A 16,494-nucleotide genomic window follows, 5' to 3' on the forward strand; every position below is an offset into this window, starting at 1 on the left:
TCCTCTCGCTGATTCACAGGATCCTGGCACGGCCTCGATTGCCTTGTTCCAACGACCAATGGGAAGCGGACATGGCTAGGGGAACTGACGGCTGTGAGCGATCGCTTCGCGGTCAGTCAGTTGGCCGGCCAAGTAGTCGATCGTATTGTGGTCGGACGCTCCGCGGCCGATTTGGTCCACACTTCCAACCACGGAGTGTCCGGCCACAATCAGTGACGTGAGCGGGAATCGAAGCCGCGGACTCCTGGATGAAAACCAGACGATTCTGCCATCAGAATCCACCACTCCGAAATAGTTGATAGTCCGTAGTCGATAGCCCGCAGGACTCCAGCTTTCGCTAAAGACCAAAAACGATGGACTACTGAAGTACCGCATAGGAGACGCTCTCGGTCGACGTTGATTTTTATCGTTTGTTCAAACGGGAGCGGGACTTTGCTTTGGATGGATTTATCGGCGGAGCAAGTGGTAAAGCCCTGATCACGCATGGACGGTGCCACCGCCCGTGTATCGCACCGATGCAAACCCATGTTTGCGAAGGCCGATCTCCTGTGCAACGTGGTGTTTAGCGAAGCGAAATGGAAGTCGGTCCGGAAGGTGGTCGACAAGACAAGGCCACTCAAACGAACTCAGGTGTTGTCAAAGTAAATCTCGATCTTAGCCACGTTGAGCGGCTACAATAAAGGCTTATGCGATGGCCCGCCGAGAGACGAAGTGATTTAGCACGAACTCGACGCTTGCTCGACTTCAAATTGGGCTGGCAATCTTTTGGACCGGGAGACTAACTAGAGCTTCATCTACATTTCATTTTGGGGTTGATCGTAGTGGATGAGGCGACGAATCCTATCCACTCACCGACCAGACGGGCTCGTCGCCTCGCCCACTACCCCCAACTTGAATTTGGATGAAGCACTAATGAGTAATTAGTGGCTCGTAGCCTCACCCGCTACGCCAGCATTGCAACGCGAAATAGCTGGCGCGGTAGCGTTAAGCCATCTCAACCTGTTTCGCACGCTTAATATGTGTTTGACCCGCAGAATGCACGATGGGGCGAGTTGGTCCCTATGAGGTGATCCGCGAACTCGGACACTGTGCATTCAGTCGGGGCTATCTGGCACGAAATCCCGAATCAAGCGATCTAGGTCGCTGATCACGCCAACGACCGAAGAACGCTTGCGGAGGGACGTTCGTTAATCCAACTTGATCATCCTCGAGTCGTTTCCATGCTCGAGGTAGGCAGCGAAGGCGATCTGTGTTACTTGGTATTGGGATACAGAACCGGTCCCAACCTCGAGACCGCGTTGCAGTCAACTTCGTTCGATTGGATTCAATCGGTCAGGATCGTAATCGCCGTCGCGAAGACGTTGACGTGATGGCTAGCGAACGGATCGTCGCCAATTCAGATCGTTACATCTATTTGGTCAGCGAAGTCGACTTGCCGATCGACCGCATTCATGTGGGCACCGATGACGGACGTGTGCAAATCAAAGTTGGTGGTTCACTACTTGATCTAGCAATGGACCCTAGCGTTCCGAACATCTTCGCCAGCCAGATCGTTCTGGAATCTTCGTGGTTCCGCTTCCTCCACCTTGGTGCGGAACACATGTTGTGGATAGGGCACACCTGGGTTGATCCTTTGCGGCCACATTTTTTTGGGTCCCGAGGTCGGTCCTAGCATCCGCGGGTCGAGCACGCAAGTTATCTGCCTGAGGCAAGCACAGCGGACCGCGTGACGTTTCTCAATCGCACGTGTCTAACGAAGGGGTTGCAAGTAAGGCACAGCCGCCGAACAAGAACCCCACACACGATTGAATGCGACTGAAACTAAAGGATGTAACCTAGGTGACAGGGAGCCGCCGGAAATTCTCTTAGTGAAATCCGTGATAGGTAGTTCCAGGCGAGTAGGCATGTTAGGGAGAAAGCAATGACGCCGCATTCCGATGATTTGCTGAAATCTTGTTTTCTCAAAAATAGAGATGCGTGAAATCGTGATTCGACTTTACCCAACGCTGAGGAACTCTTAATAGTTCTCGCTTTGCAAACCAGATTCGGAATAGGGACGGACGATTACCAAGCCAGTTTTATGCGAGGATATCAGTGGCCACTGATCCTGCAACGTCCGTCAGCCTCATTTCACGCCCACCGTAGCGGTAGGTTAGACGCTGGTGGTCGAATCCCAACAGGTGCAGGATGGTCGCGTGCCAATCGTGAATATGGCACTTGTTTTCAACGGCTTCATAGCCATATTCGTCGGTGCTACCATAGCTGAATCCGCCCTTCACGCCGCCTCCGGCCATCCATGTTGTGTATCCTTTGTGATTGTGGTCGCGGCCGTTCCCATCGGGTGAATAAGGAGTCCGACCGAACTCGCCGCCCCAGATGACCAGGGTATCTTTCAGTAGGTCGCGGCGTTTCAGATCCGCCAGCAACCCAGCGATCGGCTTGTCCGTTTCAGCGCAGTTGTCGGCCAGAGCGGTCTTGATATTGCTGTGTTGATCCCATGTCCCGTGCCCCAGTTCGATGAAGCGAACCCCAGACTCGGCGAAGCGGCGGGCGAGTAAGCATTGTCTGCCGAAACCGTCTGTGGGATCTTCGTTGATTCCATAGAGATTGAGTGTTTCTTCTGATTCGCCCGACAAGTCCATCACTTCAGGAACGGCGTCTTGCATGCGAAAGGCGAGTTCAAAGTTTTCGATCGCTCCGTCGACAATTGAGTTGTGAATGTCCTCTGCCAGCTTGTCGCGATTAAGAGCTGCCAGCAGATCGAGCTGCGCTCGTTGGTCCGATCTTGAAAGCTGCGCATTGACTGCGTTGTTGATTCCATAGGGATTGGCTTCGCCACGACGCATGCGATCGATACGGCGATTTCTTGCGCTGCTGTCCTGAACCGAGAACCTTGTACCTTGAAACGCTGCGGGCAAGAACGCGCTGCCATAGTTTTGCGCCCCGCCGTTGGCAGTGGTTGGATTGATCGAAATGAAACCAGGAAGATTCTGGTTTTCCGTACCTAGCCCGTAGAGTGCCCACGCGCCCATCGAAGGTCGAACGAACTGAAAATGGCCGGTATGCATTTGCAGGCATGCTTGTGCATGAGCCGGCTGGTCGCAGTGCATCCCTCGAAGCAGGCAAAGCTCATCCGCTTGTTCGGCAAGATTCGGAAACAACTCAGACATCCACAAACCACTGTTTCCATGCTGTCCAAATTCCCAAGGTGACGCGGACCATGGTGTTCCGTAATGTGATGGTCGCCCGTGATCTTTCTGAAGTTGTGGTTTGTAATCGAAGGTATCGACGTGCGAAGGTCCGCCTCGCATACACAGAAAGATCACACGCTTGGCACGTGGCGCAAAGTGTGGCGATCGCGAATCCAGCAACGACGTTTTGGCTTCAGCAGCCGCCTCCGATGTGGCCAATCCCGCAAATGCTAGATAGCCGAACCCTGCGGCGGCCGATCGCAGTGCGTCTCGTCGCGAGAGTGTAGAAAAGCGATTGTTGCAGAGGTGATTATGTTTCATGTTCTTGTCTTGTTCACTAAACCATTAGTCGATCGTATTGAATTCGGTTGTACATAACAGCGTCTGGCAGTACGCAGTCAGTTTTGCTTTAGTGCTCAGCCGCGACTCACTCAAGCTGTTTATGAAATCAATGGCAAGCTGTTGCTGTTGTTCTGTTGGACTGCGACCCAAGGCGATCATGTAGGCTTGTTTGATTCTTTCGCTAGGCGGGAATTGCTGAACACGCTCGGCAAGACCTTCCGCTTGGCGCTGCACGAACGGGGTGTTCATCAGAAAGAGTGATTGCAGGGGACTCGATGTTGTTTCACGTGCGCCGGAGACGAGGCTAGCGTCTGGAGCGTCGAACAATTCCAGCATTTCTGGTAACACGCCGCGAACAGTTGGCAAGTACACCGATCGATGATTGGATTCAATGGCCCGAATCACCGGTTCAAAGACATTCTGCCCAACGTTGCCTTCGCCAACTTTCCGAAGCAGCGTTCCAACGGGGCGCTTTCTATCGAGATTGCCGCTGACGGCAAGCATCGCGTCACGCACCGCCTCGGCCTCCAGCCTTCGTCGATTCATCCGCCAGAGCAACCGGCTGTCCGGATCCACAGCGAAGTTGCCGTCATCGTGTTGGCTGGATAGTTGCCACGTCTGCGAAACCGCAATTTGCCTAATCAATTTCTTCGTTGACCAACCTCCATCCATCAACTGATTGGCGAGATAATCCAACAGCTCTGGGTGAGTTGGTGGATCACCGCTGGCACCAAAATCGTCGACCGTCCGCACCAAACCTTGACCAAACATCCAATGCCAAATGCGATTGGCCATCACGCGAGCGGTTAACGGGTTCCGTCGCGATGCGATCCACTGGGCAAGCTCAAGCCGGCCGCTGATGGAATGGTAGGACGTGGCACCAAGTTCCTCAGCCATTTTCTCTCCACGAACGGCAGAATCCTTGACCCACATCGACAACGTGTGTTTGCCGGGCGGGCTGAGTACCTGCAAAACACCTCGTGGCACCTCTTGAGCCGGCTTGTCCAATTCACCGCGAACCAACAATCGCGTTGGGAGCGGGAAATCGCGATCCTGCGTGCCCATTGCGAAAACGCGTGCTTGACCGTTGGCCAGGATCGCCTGCAGTGCGGTTTCGGTTTCATCGCGGTCGGAACGATACTTTCGCAGCAATCCGCGAAAGACATTTTCGCCAGCTCGAATCTTCTTCATCGCGTCGTCGAGCGTCCTCTCTGCGTCGTCGCGAGCCTGAATCAGTTCGGCATATTCTTGCTTGCTTAGTTCAGGGCGTCCCGACGAAGGCCCCATTCCGGTCAAATCGATCAGGGTTGTCGCCTGCCGCGCTTGTGCTTTCAGCAAACCATAATGCGTTTCTGTCGCTCGAAAGATTCCCGCCATTGCGTAGTAGTCGGATTGCGGAATCGGGTCGAACTTGTGATCGTGGCATCGCGCGCAGGCAACGCTTGTCCCGAGAAAAGCTCGCGTCGTGGTGTCGATTTGTTCGTCAACGACATCCGCAAAGTACTTTTGCTGGTCCTCTTCACCGACCAGTTTCACACCAACGGCCAGAAATCCAGTCGCGATGACGTTATCGGCCCACTCCCGATCGTCGGCAATCGGCAACAAGTCCCCGGCGATTTGTTCGCGGATGAATTCGTCGTACGGTTTGTCATCATTGAAGGCGTCGATCACCCAGTCGCGGTATCGCCATGCATGTTGAAAGACATTGTTTTGATCCCCGCCAGTCGATTCAGCAAACCGAGCAACATCCAACCAATGCCGACCCCAGCGTTCTCCGAATTGGGGCAAATCCAACAAGTGGTCAACGAGCTCGGACACGACCTGTTGTCTCGCAGCATCGGACGTTGAGCTTTCCATCCGCGCCGTCCATCGTCGAGACTCCTCCGCCGACGGGGGCAAACCGATCAACACGAAATACAGTCGGCGTACCAATGTTTGAGCGGGGGCGTCACCAACAGGCTTGAGCCCGCGTACGTTCAGCTTGGCAAGAACAAAATGATCGATTGGACTTCGTGCCCCATTTGAGTTCTTATTTTCAGGTGGAGCGAGTTGCGTCAGCGGGCGATAGGCCCAAAACTCTCTTCCCTTTTCGACATCGATTCCTGTTCGCACATCCTCGCTAATTTCCACCTCACGGGGATCGGGAGCGCAACCCAATATCCATTTACGAAAATCAGCAATGATCTCATCGGACAGCTTGCCTTTGGGCGGCATCTGATAATCGCCGTCGTACGTGAGCGCTTTATACAGAAGGCTCTTGTCCAAAGAACGAGCCACAATCGAGGGGGCGGTATCGCCGCCCCGCAGCAAAGCTTCTCGCGAGTCAACTTTTAATCCGCCTTTCGCTTTGCCAGATGCGCCGGAATGGCACTCATAGCAGTGTTCCACGAGAACCGGGCGAATCTTTGACTCGAAGAATTTCACGTGAGCAGCTGGCAGCGCCTGAGCGAAACTTCGCTGGGCACAAGCCACCACTATGATTAGAGCGATAATTTCTAAGTGCGATTTCGGCATTGTTCTAGTTCTTTTTCATCGGAGGTCGTTTCGGCCTTACGGCGACGACGGCCTGACCGGACGATGTCGTCGAGCTTTGGTTGATGTCCGTCTCGCCACTAATTACGTTGACTTCAGTAATGCGATTCTCGTTTGTGACGATCCGAGCCTTCAGTGGCTCCTTCATGCGCCCGAAAACTGAATTGCGGAGCCCCCCTGGGATTTCGCCAAGGACGCGGAACTCGAATGTTCGACGTTCACGCATTGCCGAAGTGATCTTTGCCGTTGCCGGGACCGTCACGGTTAACGCATTGCTGGAGTTGGCTGCACCAACGCGTCGCCCATGACCGCGTGACTGTCCGTTCGCTATACCACCAGCGGCGCCGCCTTGTATTCGCCTGCCCCGACCGCCTGCACCCGCTGCGTCATCTTTAACAACCAGCATTCGATTGCCGCTGACCTTCTGAATCGTGACGAACGTTTCTTCGGCCACAGCAATACCGACCAACGCCAGATGCAAGATGGCGATTGCAAATGTTCGGAAGGTGATCATGGAAATGTAGATATCCTTCGAGATGTAGTGGCGATGCTCACATGCACTAGTAGTCATACGGTGAGCAGAACATTGCCCGCGAAAACTTTGGAAATTCTGAAATCAATGATTTTCTGGAATTCAAAGTCTTGTCTGTTGACGCTGCGCTGCTTTTCTGGCCTGTCGGGAAAATTTGCAAATTCTTCGTCCAATCGGTGTTCAGTCGTACGATCACTGACAGTCACACTTCAAAACCCATTAGCAACTCCAGGACACTGTCCGCCAATTTGAACAGGTGACACACCGATGTTAGAGTAATCAGCAATGAACACGCCCAACCAACATTCAGCAGCGAGTGAAGTTGATGCGACGGATGTCTTTGTCACGTTGTTGATGCAGCATCGACATCGAATCTATGCGTTTATCTCAAAACAACTAATCAATCCTGCCGACGTCGAAGACGTATTTCAAAAAACCAGTGTGGTGCTTTGGAAGAAGATGGAGCAGTTTGACCATGACGGAAGCTTCTTTCATTGGGCCAGCGGAATTGCGTTTCACGAAGTGCTTAACTTCCTGAAGACGCAGTGTCGAAGCAAGCTGCACTTTGACAGCGACCTCTTGCACCTGCTAGCTGAAGAGGCCACTCAGGAAGACGCGTTGACTGAATTGCGTTTGTCGGCGCTCAGGCATTGCATGATGTCGTTGTCTGATCGGCAACAACAGATCCTTCGCCGTTGCTACATGGGGACTGAGTCCATCACGGATGTTGCTGAAGGCTTGGGCCGACGACGCACGGCGCTCTACAAGCAGCTCGCACGGCTCAAGGAAAAACTGCTGGGCTGTATACAGCAACGAGTCACCATGATTGGAGGTGAATCGTGAATCACGAAAACCTTCAGCGGCTGTTCGATTTGTTGGTGGCTGGCGATATCACATCAGAAGACCACGCGACTTTGCAGCAGAAGCTCAAAAACGATGTCAACGCACGGGCAGCGTTTCGCGAGCGAATGGACTTGGAAGCGGGCCTGCGCACCTGGGCTTTGGAGCCAGCACATATAAGTTCGTTTGGACAAGAACGCATCGACTCTATTGCGCGACCTGCACACCAAAGTTCTGCTATTCGATGGCGCTATCCTGCTCTTGGAATTGCAGCGTCGATCCTACTGGTAGCTGGACTGCAATTATGGAATCACTTCGCAGACATCGTCCCGAGACAACTCTCAGAGGACGGTAGGCCTTCCCGTATCGTCAATCCTTCCGTCGCATCACGCCTAGTCGGAGTCCTGCGGCAGCAGGAAGATTGCGAGTGGACTGTTCGCCCCGTTTCAACTTCAGGTCGAGTTTCAATCGGCAGGCTGGAACTTTCTAAGGGCGTTGCCGAGCTGCGTTTCGATTCCGGAACAGACATCACACTCGAAGGCCCTTGCGAAATCGACGTCACTTCGATTGACTCCGCTCGTTTGCTTGGAGGCAACGTTTGCGTCAATGTTGGCGAGCTGTCAAATGGCTTCACGCTCATGACGCCGGAATCTCAGATCATCGACGAGGGCACCGAGTACGCCGTGTTGCTCGATGACGAGTCGACCGAAGTCCACGTATTCGATGGCAGCGTCATTTGGATTCCGACGTCTCTGAACGACAAGTCTACTGCCGTTTCCTTTAACGATCGAATCGAAGCTGGTGAAGCAAAGAGCTATTTGCGAAGCGAGCCGATGAAGTCAAAACGTATCCCGTTTGGAAAACGCCGGTTCGTTCGTCGACTTAAGGATCAGCTTCAAGATCAGGCGAAAGGAAGCCTTGTCGCCTACGATGGATTTGAAAATCTGGTTGGTCGCGTTCGTCGCGGGCGTAGCGGGTTCGGCTGGAAAGATGGATGGCAACCCAGCGGACGCGGGCGCGGCAGGGTCGGAGAGATCATCGACTGCAGCGAAGATGTTGTGTTTGGATTCGATCGGTCGCAGCGTCGTTTGATGTTGTTGGAACAAGGACGAGACATCCGCCGCAGTTTTGACCAACCGCTAAATCGGATGTCTGGTGAAAGCATCTACGTGAGCGTCTTGATCGCCCGGCAGCCTTCATCATCCGATAATGATGAATCGTCGTTGCAGATTTCGTTGGAACCCGACCTTCCCGGACGTGCTGCCCGTCTTCATCAGCTTGTATCATTCGGGGTGACAAATGAAGGATTTCCGTTCGTCAACAGTGGAAACGTTGTTTCCACTACTGCTGTGCATATCGAAGCGGCTCAGCCTTACTTGCTGGTTCTCAAGTCGGTTCTTGGCAACGACGATTCTCGTTCTTCACTACGGATTTATTCGGCGAGCGAATCGATCGATCAAAACGAGCCAGTGATTTGGACAGTGCTGGGCGACTCCAGCAGTTCCAATCACTTGGCAACATCGATTCGCTTGAAAACCGGTGAGAACGCCGCTTGGCAACTCGACGAATTGAAAGTCGGAAGAACATGGTCATCAGTCACAGTCTTCGAATGAACGTTCTCTACTCTGCCATAAACTCCAACGACAGTTTCTCGCTGCGAAGTCCATGCCGGCACCGGTGCCTCGGCCTGCACACAAGTAAGGTTACAAAAGTTTATGAGACCCTCTTGACCGCCGGTCACGAGACGTATCCACTCAACCGTGTCACTGAAGAATTCGATGACCACAAGGCTTAGCTGAAAATTACGGAGCCTCCTATCGTCACCGAATCGTTATCAAACATCATGCCACCCGAAGTAACCCGACAAGTCAGCGAAGACGGAAGTCGTTTACTCGCATTCTTCAGACGCCAAACATTACGCAAGCCAAAGTGAAAATTCGCGAGGCAAGGGAGCAGGATCATGCAGTGATTCTTGCAGCCCACATAGATGCATTTGGCGAAAGCGATGGAGAGGTGATCGCTGGGCTCGTCGATGAGATGCTTGATGACGCTTCCGGCGAGCCAATGCTGTCGCTTATCGCTGAATCGGACGGCGAAGTCGTCGGGCATCTTCTTTTTACTTCCGCGAGCATCGAACCCGACCATGGCCAAGTCAGTGCAAGGATTCTCGCACCGCTGGCGGTTTTGCAAAATCGACAACGTCAGGGAATCGGCGGTCGTTTGATCGAAACCGGGTTACGCTTGTTGGAAGACTCCGGCGTCGACCTCGTTTTCGTTCTGGGCTATCCCGACTACTACTCGCGATTCGGGTTTAAGCCCGCAGGTATCCAGGGTCTCCAGGCAACCTACCCGATCCCACCTCAAAACTCAGACGCGTGAATGGTGACGGAACTGACGCCTGGGACGATCGAGAATTGCAAGGGAACCGTTCGCTGCTCAAACGCTTTAGACCATCCGAAATACTGGATTGAGTGATCCGGCGACTGTTTTTAATTCGCAAGCATTGAATCACTGGCATGGCTTGCGTAGTGGACAAGGCAACGAGTCCATTTTCGCTATCCAGGTGAAGGGACTCGTAGCCTCACCCACTACGCCAGAGTTTGGTTGCTCGCGTCAACTGTGCGACGTAGACTGTCTATCAGGTTTCAGGTTGTTTGCATCGTCACCGAGGACAGTATGGCTTCCGGGCTAAAAGTGAAGCATTTCAAAGTTCGCGGTTCTGCCAACGACGGGATTACGGTGCATCAATGGGAGTCGGTCGAACACACTTGGCCGAATCACTCACACCCTGAATACAAACTGGGCGTTTCCGAAGGCGGGACAGGGACGTTTTTCTATCGCGGCCAGCGATACTTCACCGGACCGGGGAAGCTGCTTGTCATTCACCCCAATGAAGTGCATTCGTGCACGGCTACCGGCGCGTGGCGTTATCTCTATGCGGCTCCGAACGTGGTCGCCAGTATCGTCAGGACGTTTGACCGCAACGGTGATATCGAACCATTGTTGCTGCCCCCGGTCATCGACGACACGCAACTCGTGGAGCTCGTTTTGCAGGCTCACCGGGCGATGGACGACGGAGATCCGCTGTTGGATCAGGAGTCAGCCTTCTATGAAGCCATCTGCGAGCTGTTAGTGCGGCACGCATCCATGCCGGACATACCGAAAAAGCGGGGACGGGCGAACATTCGCAGAGTCAAGGAGAGCTTGGAAACGAAATTCCGCGAGAATGTCTCGCTTCACGAACTCGCCCAATTGGCTGGGACCTCCGCCCCGTACCTAAGTCGCGTCTTCTCCAAAGAGGTCGGCATTCCCATCCAAGCCTATCTCTCTCAAATCCGAGTGCGTCGTGCGCAGCAGATGTTGATGGCCGGAGAGACGCTCGCTAACGTCGCCTACGCTGCCGGTTTCGCGGACCAGTCGCACTTCACGCGGCATTTCAAACGATTCATCGGGGTCGCCCCGGGAGCGTATTCCAAGGCGGTGAATCCATCGGGCAACTCCTGACGCGCTGTCGTCACCCGCAAAGCCGTCTGGTGTCGTGCGCAATCGATCGCGAAGTCTCGGATGGCTCGCGCACTTCCGTTGAGAAACCCACGGCTTTAATGCCAAAGTGGACGGGCGCCGGGGACGATCCGCAGGTCCTGAGCCGGCGTCAATCCTGGCGGTCAATTCTTTTGACGGTGCGCAAAATCGTTCAAGAAGCTTCCCGGGCACCTCCCTAAACTCATGACATTGAAGGGCGACAAGTCAGCCCCTTCTGTTGAAGTATTCGCTTCGACACCCATCCATGAACGCCAGGGAACCCACGCTATGAGAACGTCAAGAACGATGCAGACTACTTGTCTTGCCATCATCGTATTGATGACCGGTCAGGTGATCGCACAAGAGAAGCACAAAGAACGCTTGCCTTGGGGGCCGCACGACCAAATCGGCGCGATGAACTACTTGACGCCGGAAACCGTGTTGAGTGCCTCCAAGTTGGTCACCAAGGGCAAGGTCTATTCGCTCGGGATGACTGTTGATAACAAGACGCCCGCCTTTCGCCACCGCTACTTTCAAATTGAAACGATGCAACCCGAACCGCGTACTTTCGGCGAAAACAAGTTTACGTACGTTGATGACCAGCTCATCGGCTGGACGGGCGTTGGCTCCCAGATCAACGGCCTCGCTCATTACGGCAATGACAATGTGCACTACAACGGCCACAAGGTTTCCGACTTCCTGACCATCTCAGGGGTTAAGGAACTTGGCCTCGAAAAAGTTCCGCCAATGGTTGCTCGCGGCGTTATGCTCGACATGAAAGCCCACTTCAACGAAGAGATCATAGCCGAAGGTACTGTCTTTACCGTCGCCGACATCGAGGAAGTCGCGAAGAAGCAAGGTGTCACGATTCGCAAAGGTGACGTCGTCTTGTTCCGGACCGGCTGGGCCCGTTTGATGGGCGTCGATAACAAGCGATACCTGGCCGGCGGACCTGGCGTTGGTGTCGAAGCCGCACGTTATCTGGCAGAGAAAGGAGTCGTCGCCATCGGAGCTGACAACTGGTCGTTTGAAGCGGTGCCGCATGAAGACGACAAACTGGCATTCCCTGTCAATCAACTATTGGCAACCGAATACGGTGTCCATGTGCTTGAGAACATTCTGTGTGACGAGCTAGCCGAAGACGACGTTTACGAATTCATGTTTGTGCTCGGTCACGCGAAATTCAGAGGGACAACCCAGATGCAAATCAATCCAGTCGCAATTCGCTGATTGGACCTGGACACCAAACACAACCCACTCTTCCACAACATCAACAGGATAAGAATTCGATGAATCTTGAACTCAACAATAAAACAGCACTGGTCACCGCATCAACAGGTGGAATCGGTCTGGCGATCGCGACTCGATTGGCTGCCGAAGGGGCAACCACGATCATCAACGGTCGCAGCGAAGCGAGCGTCGAGACGGCGATTGGAAAAATTCGCGAGAGTCATCCGGAGGCCGACCTGATCGGGCTGGTTTCCGATAACGGGACGGCCGAAGGCGTCGCACGGACCATCGCCGAACATCCGCAGATCGATATCCTGGTCAACAATCTGGGCATTTTTGAAGCGGTTGATTTTTTTGACCTGACGGACGAAGCGTGGCAGCACATCTTTGACGTTAACGTGATGAGCGGTGTGCGTCTTGCACGGCATTATCTGAAGGAAATGTTGGAGCGAAACACCGGACGCATCATCTTCATCGGCAGCGAATCCGGCGTCGTGCCCGCTCCGGAAATGCCACACTACGCGATGACGAAGACGGCACAACTGGCCGTCTCGCGTAGTCTGGCTCAATTGACCAAGGGAAGCTCCGTTACGGTGAACACCGTCATGCCTGGATCGACGTTGACCCCAGGTGTGAAGGAATTCGTCAGCAACCTGTTCCCGGACGAGCCCTACGATTCGGCTGAGAAACGATTCATGGCAGACAATCGGCCGACCTCGCTGATTCAAAGATTGATCGAGCCCGAAGAGATTGCCAACATGGTTGCGTTTGTTGCCAGCCCACTCGCATCGGCGATCAACGGAGCACCCATACGAGTCGACGGTGGTCTCATTCCAACGATTGCTTGAATTTGCGTGAACGAAGAGTCCTGTCTCCATCTTAAGCCCATCATTGCAGCCGCTGGCTCGTCGTCAATCGAGTGCGCGAATCACTCGGCCAGGATTTCCAGCCACAACAACTCCGGCTGGCACGTCCTTCGTTACGACGCTGCCGGCACCGATGACACTGCGATCGCCGATCGTGACGCCGGGGCAAATGACCGCCTTGCCGCCGATCCAAACATCGTTGCCGATCGTGACCGGCTTGCCGAATTCTTGAGTTCGCCGCAACTCCGCGTCCAAAGGATGCGTGGCGGAATAAATGTGAACGCCGGGAGCGACAAAGACGTTGCTCCCGATCCGAACTTCGCAAACGTCCAAGATCACGCAATCGAAGTTGAAGTAGACCTTCTCACCAAGATAAATATTGGTCCCGTAGTCACAGCGAAAGGGTGGTTCCAGCCAAACGGAATTACCGCCGCTGCCAAACAGCTCCTTCAAAATACTGCGCCGTAGCTTTTCGTCGCGGGGTGCACTCGTGTTGATCGTATGACAACGCGTCCGGGCGACCATTCGAGCCTCGGCTAACTCCGGATCATTCGGATCATTCGGATCATAGAGCTCGCCGGCCAACATTTTCTCCCGTTCACTCGTCACGACTATTAGCCTCAAGCTTCGGCGTTGATATCACGAAACGCTTGACCATTTTCGCATCGATATACTGGGGAATGTATAGATTAAACGGTGGAGTTTGAACGGCCTAATTGCACGCGATCAAGCCTCCGTTTTGTCTCCGTGAGCCGTCTCGTTAACGGCTAGTAGAAAATGCTTCACGTCATTCTAGCGACGCCGTGCGCCGGCACGCTTCAGTCCTTTGGCGACAAAGTCAAAGGCGTCAGCAGTTTTGTAGTCTTCGAGGACATCGAAGAAACAAGCGAGAACTCGCTTGGTTTCGGCGACGTTGATTTGCAAACCATCCGTGTCAGCCTTGCGGGCAACTTCGTTGTAGATGTCGTTAAGTGTCGAAGCCGTTTTCTTAGTAGCCGTTTTCTTGACAGCTTTTTTCTTAACAGCTTTTTTCTTGGCCATGACGAGATCTTTCCGTTTAAGAGATAAGTGACTTATATTCCTGGCGGGGTTTTAGCGGGAAAGATGCGAGATGAGAATACTGCGGCGTCAAGTTGAACACGAAAAACACGGAAGTGGCGAGTTCGAAAGTGGTTAGTTCGAATGGCGATTGCGATAGAGCTTTGCTCACTTAACAGCGAGCGAAGCTTGCAGGAACGCTATGCTTTCAGGTGCCGAAATCACCTCGAGAAAACGCGGTACGCGATAAGTATCTTGCTTTCCTACAGCGACCAGAAGAAGTCATTAACGCCCCGGTAAGGATAATCAGCCCTTACGATGCACCACGCCTGCTAGCGTTGGATGGCTTAGAAGACGAGGTGTTTAGAGTTGCACTAACTGCTCTGCAGTCGACTGGTTTTCGCCGATAGTAGAACGAACGATCTCGTCCAACCTCGTCATGCACCGCCGAGCAAATTGCTTTTGCAAACGGCGGCCAAACAGTTTGAATCCTAGACGATAGAAGGGGTTGGGAATCCGATCATACTTCGAGTAGGCGTCGATCTCGAAATACACCCGTCCCGACGATTCTTGCTTGACTAGCAAGTACTGCATTTCACCAATTTCCCAGTGGCCTTTCAGGGTGCGATAGGCGTAACCAAAGCGGGTGTGATGGCTGTCCACTTCGTCTGAGACTCGTTCATCAATCACTTTTGAAACACGAACCCCAAACGTGAATCGCATCCACAATAGCTTCGCCTCCAGCAACATCGTGCGTCCTTCCAACTCAGCGTCATCGCGGAAGTAGCCAACGATGCGATCGGGATCAGGAAACTTGTAACTAACGATGACGTCCTTGGCGACTTCGAAAGATCCTTGCTCGGTCGGCCGTCCGGGAGGCTCGGCGGGTAGTTCGTGTTCGTAATGATCGATGTTCCAGCCGGGCTGCCCCTCCGCGTATTTACTGGCGTCGTAGTTGTACGGCAGCTGATCAAACTCGGTTAGCGTTTCCTGCCATCGTGATTCAGCCATGCTTGCCCTCCGACGCTGCCGGATCGTCAAGAACGGCTGTCGAGATTCGAAACGATCCATCCACTTCTCCGCTCACAACCTCGGCTACCTTCAAGCAGTAGTGACGCCACATTTTGGTCTGCATCTTCTTTGTAATTCCTAGACCGGAGTAGGTCAGCCACACCAAAGGTCCGGCTGAAGAGGCCCAGGACTCGATTTTGAACTCGATGGCTTTTCCGACGGTGTTGGCTGAAAACCGAATGAAACCAGCTTCCAGGTGACCCGGCAGCGTCACGAAGGTGAAAGAATGATCGTCAGTTGCGATCGTTTCCACTGGCCCGTCCCAGGGGCCGGAGATTGCGATGTGGAACCGATCGCCAACAGCCAGCTCACCGTCTTTACCTTGAGTCTTATGGAACTTTGCTAACCGGGGGTCGCGGTACCGGTCGGGGTAGGATTTGACGAGGGCGATGAGTTCATCTGGGGAATGATCGCAGCGAAACGCGACACGATAAACGCGATTGTAAATCTTTCCGTAGCCGTCTGTCGGGAGTTGATAAGCGTCGCGATCATGCGGGAGTAGATCCATCAACTCGTGATAGTGGCCAGGCTCGGCTCGCCCGTCTTGCTTGTGAACGGTCTCAACGTGCTCCATCAACGGCGGAGCGTTAACGAAAACCGTTCGCACCCAACCATTCGCGATACGTTTGACATAGGTCATCATTATTTCGGCGATCCAGACGAGGGTTCCTGTGTTACGGAGGTCAAATCCCCAAGCAATACATCTTTCAAGCCTGTCAATTCCCAGGCTTCACCCTTTATTCACTAACGTAACAGAGCTTGCTCTCTAGCTTGCGAGGCAAGATTCAAAATTCGTCGTTCCTCCCGGTCACAGGAAAGTGTTTAGTAGCAAAACCTGTTGGTTGAGTTCTGCTCGCTCACGCCAAAGTGCGAGAAACAGCTCCGTCTGCTTGGGCGGTCCATCTCGAGGTGGTTGCCTGGACCATCGCAGCGTATTGCAAACGATGTGTCACCCATGACGATCAGCCTTGATTCAACTTTCATGACAAGCCTCGACATCGCCGATGTGACGGGCGATTCGTTGCCCGATATCATCGAGGTGAACTACGTCAACGACGAAAGGATTTTTGATCAGCTCCACCTCGTTTGGCCGAGCGGGTTAAAACAAAAACTGGTCGATTTGTCGGCCGATACCCGGTGGCTCGTGGTTGAAGGCGATGCAGAGCCTTGGAGATGCGAGTGACGGCGAGCGGCCCCCAAGCCATTTAAAACAATCGCCGCGCGAGCTTTGGCGATACTGCTTCTGCAGTGGAAACGACTCGCTTCACTAAACCGTACACGCTTCAGTCGGATGCCCCAACTTTTACTCGACCGATAAGACGGCCGATAA

At 53.6% G+C, this 16,494-nt stretch carries 16 protein-coding genes and 1 tRNA gene; 8 read left to right on the forward strand and 9 right to left on the reverse strand.

Annotated elements, in window-relative coordinates; all coding sequences use genetic code 11:
- Positions 1–75 precede the first annotated feature (75 nt).
- Together ACR3ZL_RS09890 and ACR3ZL_RS09895 are read right to left on the reverse strand one after the other, a co-directional pair.
- On the reverse strand, positions 76–207 hold the full coding sequence (locus ACR3ZL_RS09890) for a hypothetical protein (RefSeq protein ID WP_473653290.1): 132 nt from the start codon (positions 205–207) through the stop codon (positions 76–78).
- A 6-nt stretch (positions 208–213) separates the two neighbouring features.
- Positions 214–288: transfer RNA gene (locus ACR3ZL_RS09895), tRNA-Glu, on the reverse strand.
- A 961-nt stretch (positions 289–1,249) separates the two neighbouring features.
- On the opposite strand from ACR3ZL_RS09895, the gene ACR3ZL_RS09900 reads away from it, so the two are divergent.
- Entirely contained in the window at positions 1,250–1,672 is a 423-nt protein-coding gene (locus ACR3ZL_RS09900) for a hypothetical protein (RefSeq protein ID WP_473653289.1), read from the forward strand.
- A gap of 406 nt (positions 1,673–2,078) precedes the next feature.
- Here ACR3ZL_RS09900 and ACR3ZL_RS09905 read toward each other — a convergent pair whose 3' ends face one another.
- From ACR3ZL_RS09905 to ACR3ZL_RS09915, 3 genes are read right to left on the reverse strand one after another with little or no spacing between them, the layout of a single operon-like run.
- On the reverse strand, positions 2,079–3,512 hold the full coding sequence (locus tag ACR3ZL_RS09905) for a DUF1501 domain-containing protein (RefSeq protein ID WP_473653288.1): 1,434 nt from the start codon (positions 3,510–3,512) through the stop codon (positions 2,079–2,081).
- A 24-nt stretch (positions 3,513–3,536) separates the two neighbouring features.
- Entirely contained in the window at positions 3,537–6,047 is a 2,511-nt protein-coding gene (locus tag ACR3ZL_RS09910; RefSeq protein WP_473653287.1) for a PSD1 and planctomycete cytochrome C domain-containing protein, read from the reverse strand.
- 4 nt (positions 6,048–6,051) lie between these two features.
- Entirely contained in the window at positions 6,052–6,636 is a 585-nt protein-coding gene (locus tag ACR3ZL_RS09915) for a hypothetical protein (protein ID WP_486173416.1), read from the reverse strand.
- Positions 6,637–6,882: 246 nt separating this feature from the next.
- Here ACR3ZL_RS09915 and ACR3ZL_RS09920 point away from each other — a divergent pair, with 246 nt between their 5' ends.
- The 6 genes from ACR3ZL_RS09920 to ACR3ZL_RS09945 all read left to right on the forward strand — a co-directional run bounded on the left by ACR3ZL_RS09920 (position 6,883) and on the right by ACR3ZL_RS09945 (position 13,037).
- Entirely contained in the window at positions 6,883–7,440 is a 558-nt protein-coding gene (locus ACR3ZL_RS09920) for a sigma-70 family RNA polymerase sigma factor (protein WP_473653285.1), read from the forward strand.
- Positions 7,437–9,050, forward strand: coding sequence for a FecR domain-containing protein (locus ACR3ZL_RS09925; RefSeq protein ID WP_473653284.1), 1,614 nt, complete (start codon positions 7,437–7,439; stop codon positions 9,048–9,050). Before ACR3ZL_RS09920 ends, ACR3ZL_RS09925 begins: the two co-directional genes overlap by 4 nt.
- Before the next feature lie 316 nt (positions 9,051–9,366).
- A complete protein-coding gene (locus ACR3ZL_RS09930) occupies positions 9,367–9,816 on the forward strand; it encodes a GNAT family N-acetyltransferase (protein WP_473653283.1) in 450 nt (149 codons plus the stop codon).
- 315 nt (positions 9,817–10,131) lie between these two features.
- Positions 10,132–10,941, forward strand: a complete 810-nt coding sequence (locus ACR3ZL_RS09935) for an AraC family transcriptional regulator (protein ID WP_473653589.1) — start codon at positions 10,132–10,134, stop codon at positions 10,939–10,941.
- A gap of 306 nt (positions 10,942–11,247) precedes the next feature.
- Entirely contained in the window at positions 11,248–12,189 is a 942-nt protein-coding gene (locus tag ACR3ZL_RS09940) for a cyclase family protein (RefSeq protein ID WP_486173417.1), read from the forward strand.
- Positions 12,190–12,248: 59 nt separating this feature from the next.
- Entirely contained in the window at positions 12,249–13,037 is a 789-nt protein-coding gene (locus ACR3ZL_RS09945) for an SDR family NAD(P)-dependent oxidoreductase (protein ID WP_473653281.1), read from the forward strand.
- A gap of 63 nt (positions 13,038–13,100) precedes the next feature.
- Here ACR3ZL_RS09945 and ACR3ZL_RS09950 read toward each other — a convergent pair whose 3' ends face one another.
- The 4 genes from ACR3ZL_RS09950 to ACR3ZL_RS09965 form a co-directional block, all read right to left on the reverse strand.
- Entirely contained in the window at positions 13,101–13,664 is a 564-nt protein-coding gene (locus tag ACR3ZL_RS09950) for a sugar O-acetyltransferase (RefSeq protein ID WP_473653280.1), read from the reverse strand.
- A gap of 183 nt (positions 13,665–13,847) precedes the next feature.
- The gene (locus ACR3ZL_RS09955; protein WP_473653279.1) at positions 13,848–14,096 is read right to left on the reverse strand and encodes a hypothetical protein; all 249 of its coding nucleotides are present in this window, start codon (positions 14,094–14,096) and stop codon (positions 13,848–13,850) included.
- A gap of 360 nt (positions 14,097–14,456) precedes the next feature.
- Entirely contained in the window at positions 14,457–15,104 is a 648-nt protein-coding gene (locus ACR3ZL_RS09960; RefSeq protein ID WP_473653278.1) for a DUF1990 domain-containing protein, read from the reverse strand.
- Positions 15,097–15,807 (reverse strand): hypothetical protein, encoded by a 711-nt coding sequence (locus ACR3ZL_RS09965; RefSeq protein ID WP_473653175.1) that lies wholly within the window; start codon positions 15,805–15,807, stop codon positions 15,097–15,099. The genes ACR3ZL_RS09960 and ACR3ZL_RS09965 overlap by 8 nt, the downstream gene beginning before the upstream one ends.
- Before the next feature lie 312 nt (positions 15,808–16,119).
- Here ACR3ZL_RS09965 and ACR3ZL_RS09970 point away from each other — a divergent pair, with 312 nt between their 5' ends.
- Positions 16,120–16,347, forward strand: coding sequence for a hypothetical protein (locus tag ACR3ZL_RS09970; protein ID WP_473653277.1), 228 nt, complete (start codon positions 16,120–16,122; stop codon positions 16,345–16,347).
- Positions 16,348–16,494 lie beyond the last annotated feature (147 nt).

The sequence above is a fragment of the Rhodopirellula sp. J20-39 genome (assembly GCF_057365095.1).

Excerpts from the sequence above, each read along its gene's own strand:
- ACR3ZL_RS09910 (WP_473653287.1), bottom strand. The coding sequence starts at position 6,047 with ATGCCGAAATCGCACTTAGAAATTATCGCTCTAATCATAGTGGTGGCT.
- ACR3ZL_RS09940 (WP_486173417.1), top strand. The coding sequence starts at position 11,248 with ATGAGAACGTCAAGAACGATGCAGACTACTTGTCTTGCCATCATCGTA.
- ACR3ZL_RS09905 (WP_473653288.1), bottom strand. The coding sequence starts at position 3,512 with ATGAAACATAATCACCTCTGCAACAATCGCTTTTCTACACTCTCGCGA.
- ACR3ZL_RS09915 (WP_486173416.1), bottom strand. The coding sequence starts at position 6,636 with ATGACTACTAGTGCATGTGAGCATCGCCACTACATCTCGAAGGATATC.
- ACR3ZL_RS09945 (WP_473653281.1), top strand. The coding sequence starts at position 12,249 with ATGAATCTTGAACTCAACAATAAAACAGCACTGGTCACCGCATCAACA.
- ACR3ZL_RS09970 (WP_473653277.1), top strand. The coding sequence starts at position 16,120 with ATGACGATCAGCCTTGATTCAACTTTCATGACAAGCCTCGACATCGCC.
- ACR3ZL_RS09955 (WP_473653279.1), bottom strand. The coding sequence starts at position 14,096 with ATGGCCAAGAAAAAAGCTGTTAAGAAAAAAGCTGTCAAGAAAACGGCT.
- ACR3ZL_RS09920 (WP_473653285.1), top strand. The coding sequence starts at position 6,883 with ATGAACACGCCCAACCAACATTCAGCAGCGAGTGAAGTTGATGCGACG.
- ACR3ZL_RS09960 (WP_473653278.1), bottom strand. The coding sequence starts at position 15,104 with ATGGCTGAATCACGATGGCAGGAAACGCTAACCGAGTTTGATCAGCTG.
- ACR3ZL_RS09965 (WP_473653175.1), bottom strand. The coding sequence starts at position 15,807 with ATGATGACCTATGTCAAACGTATCGCGAATGGTTGGGTGCGAACGGTT.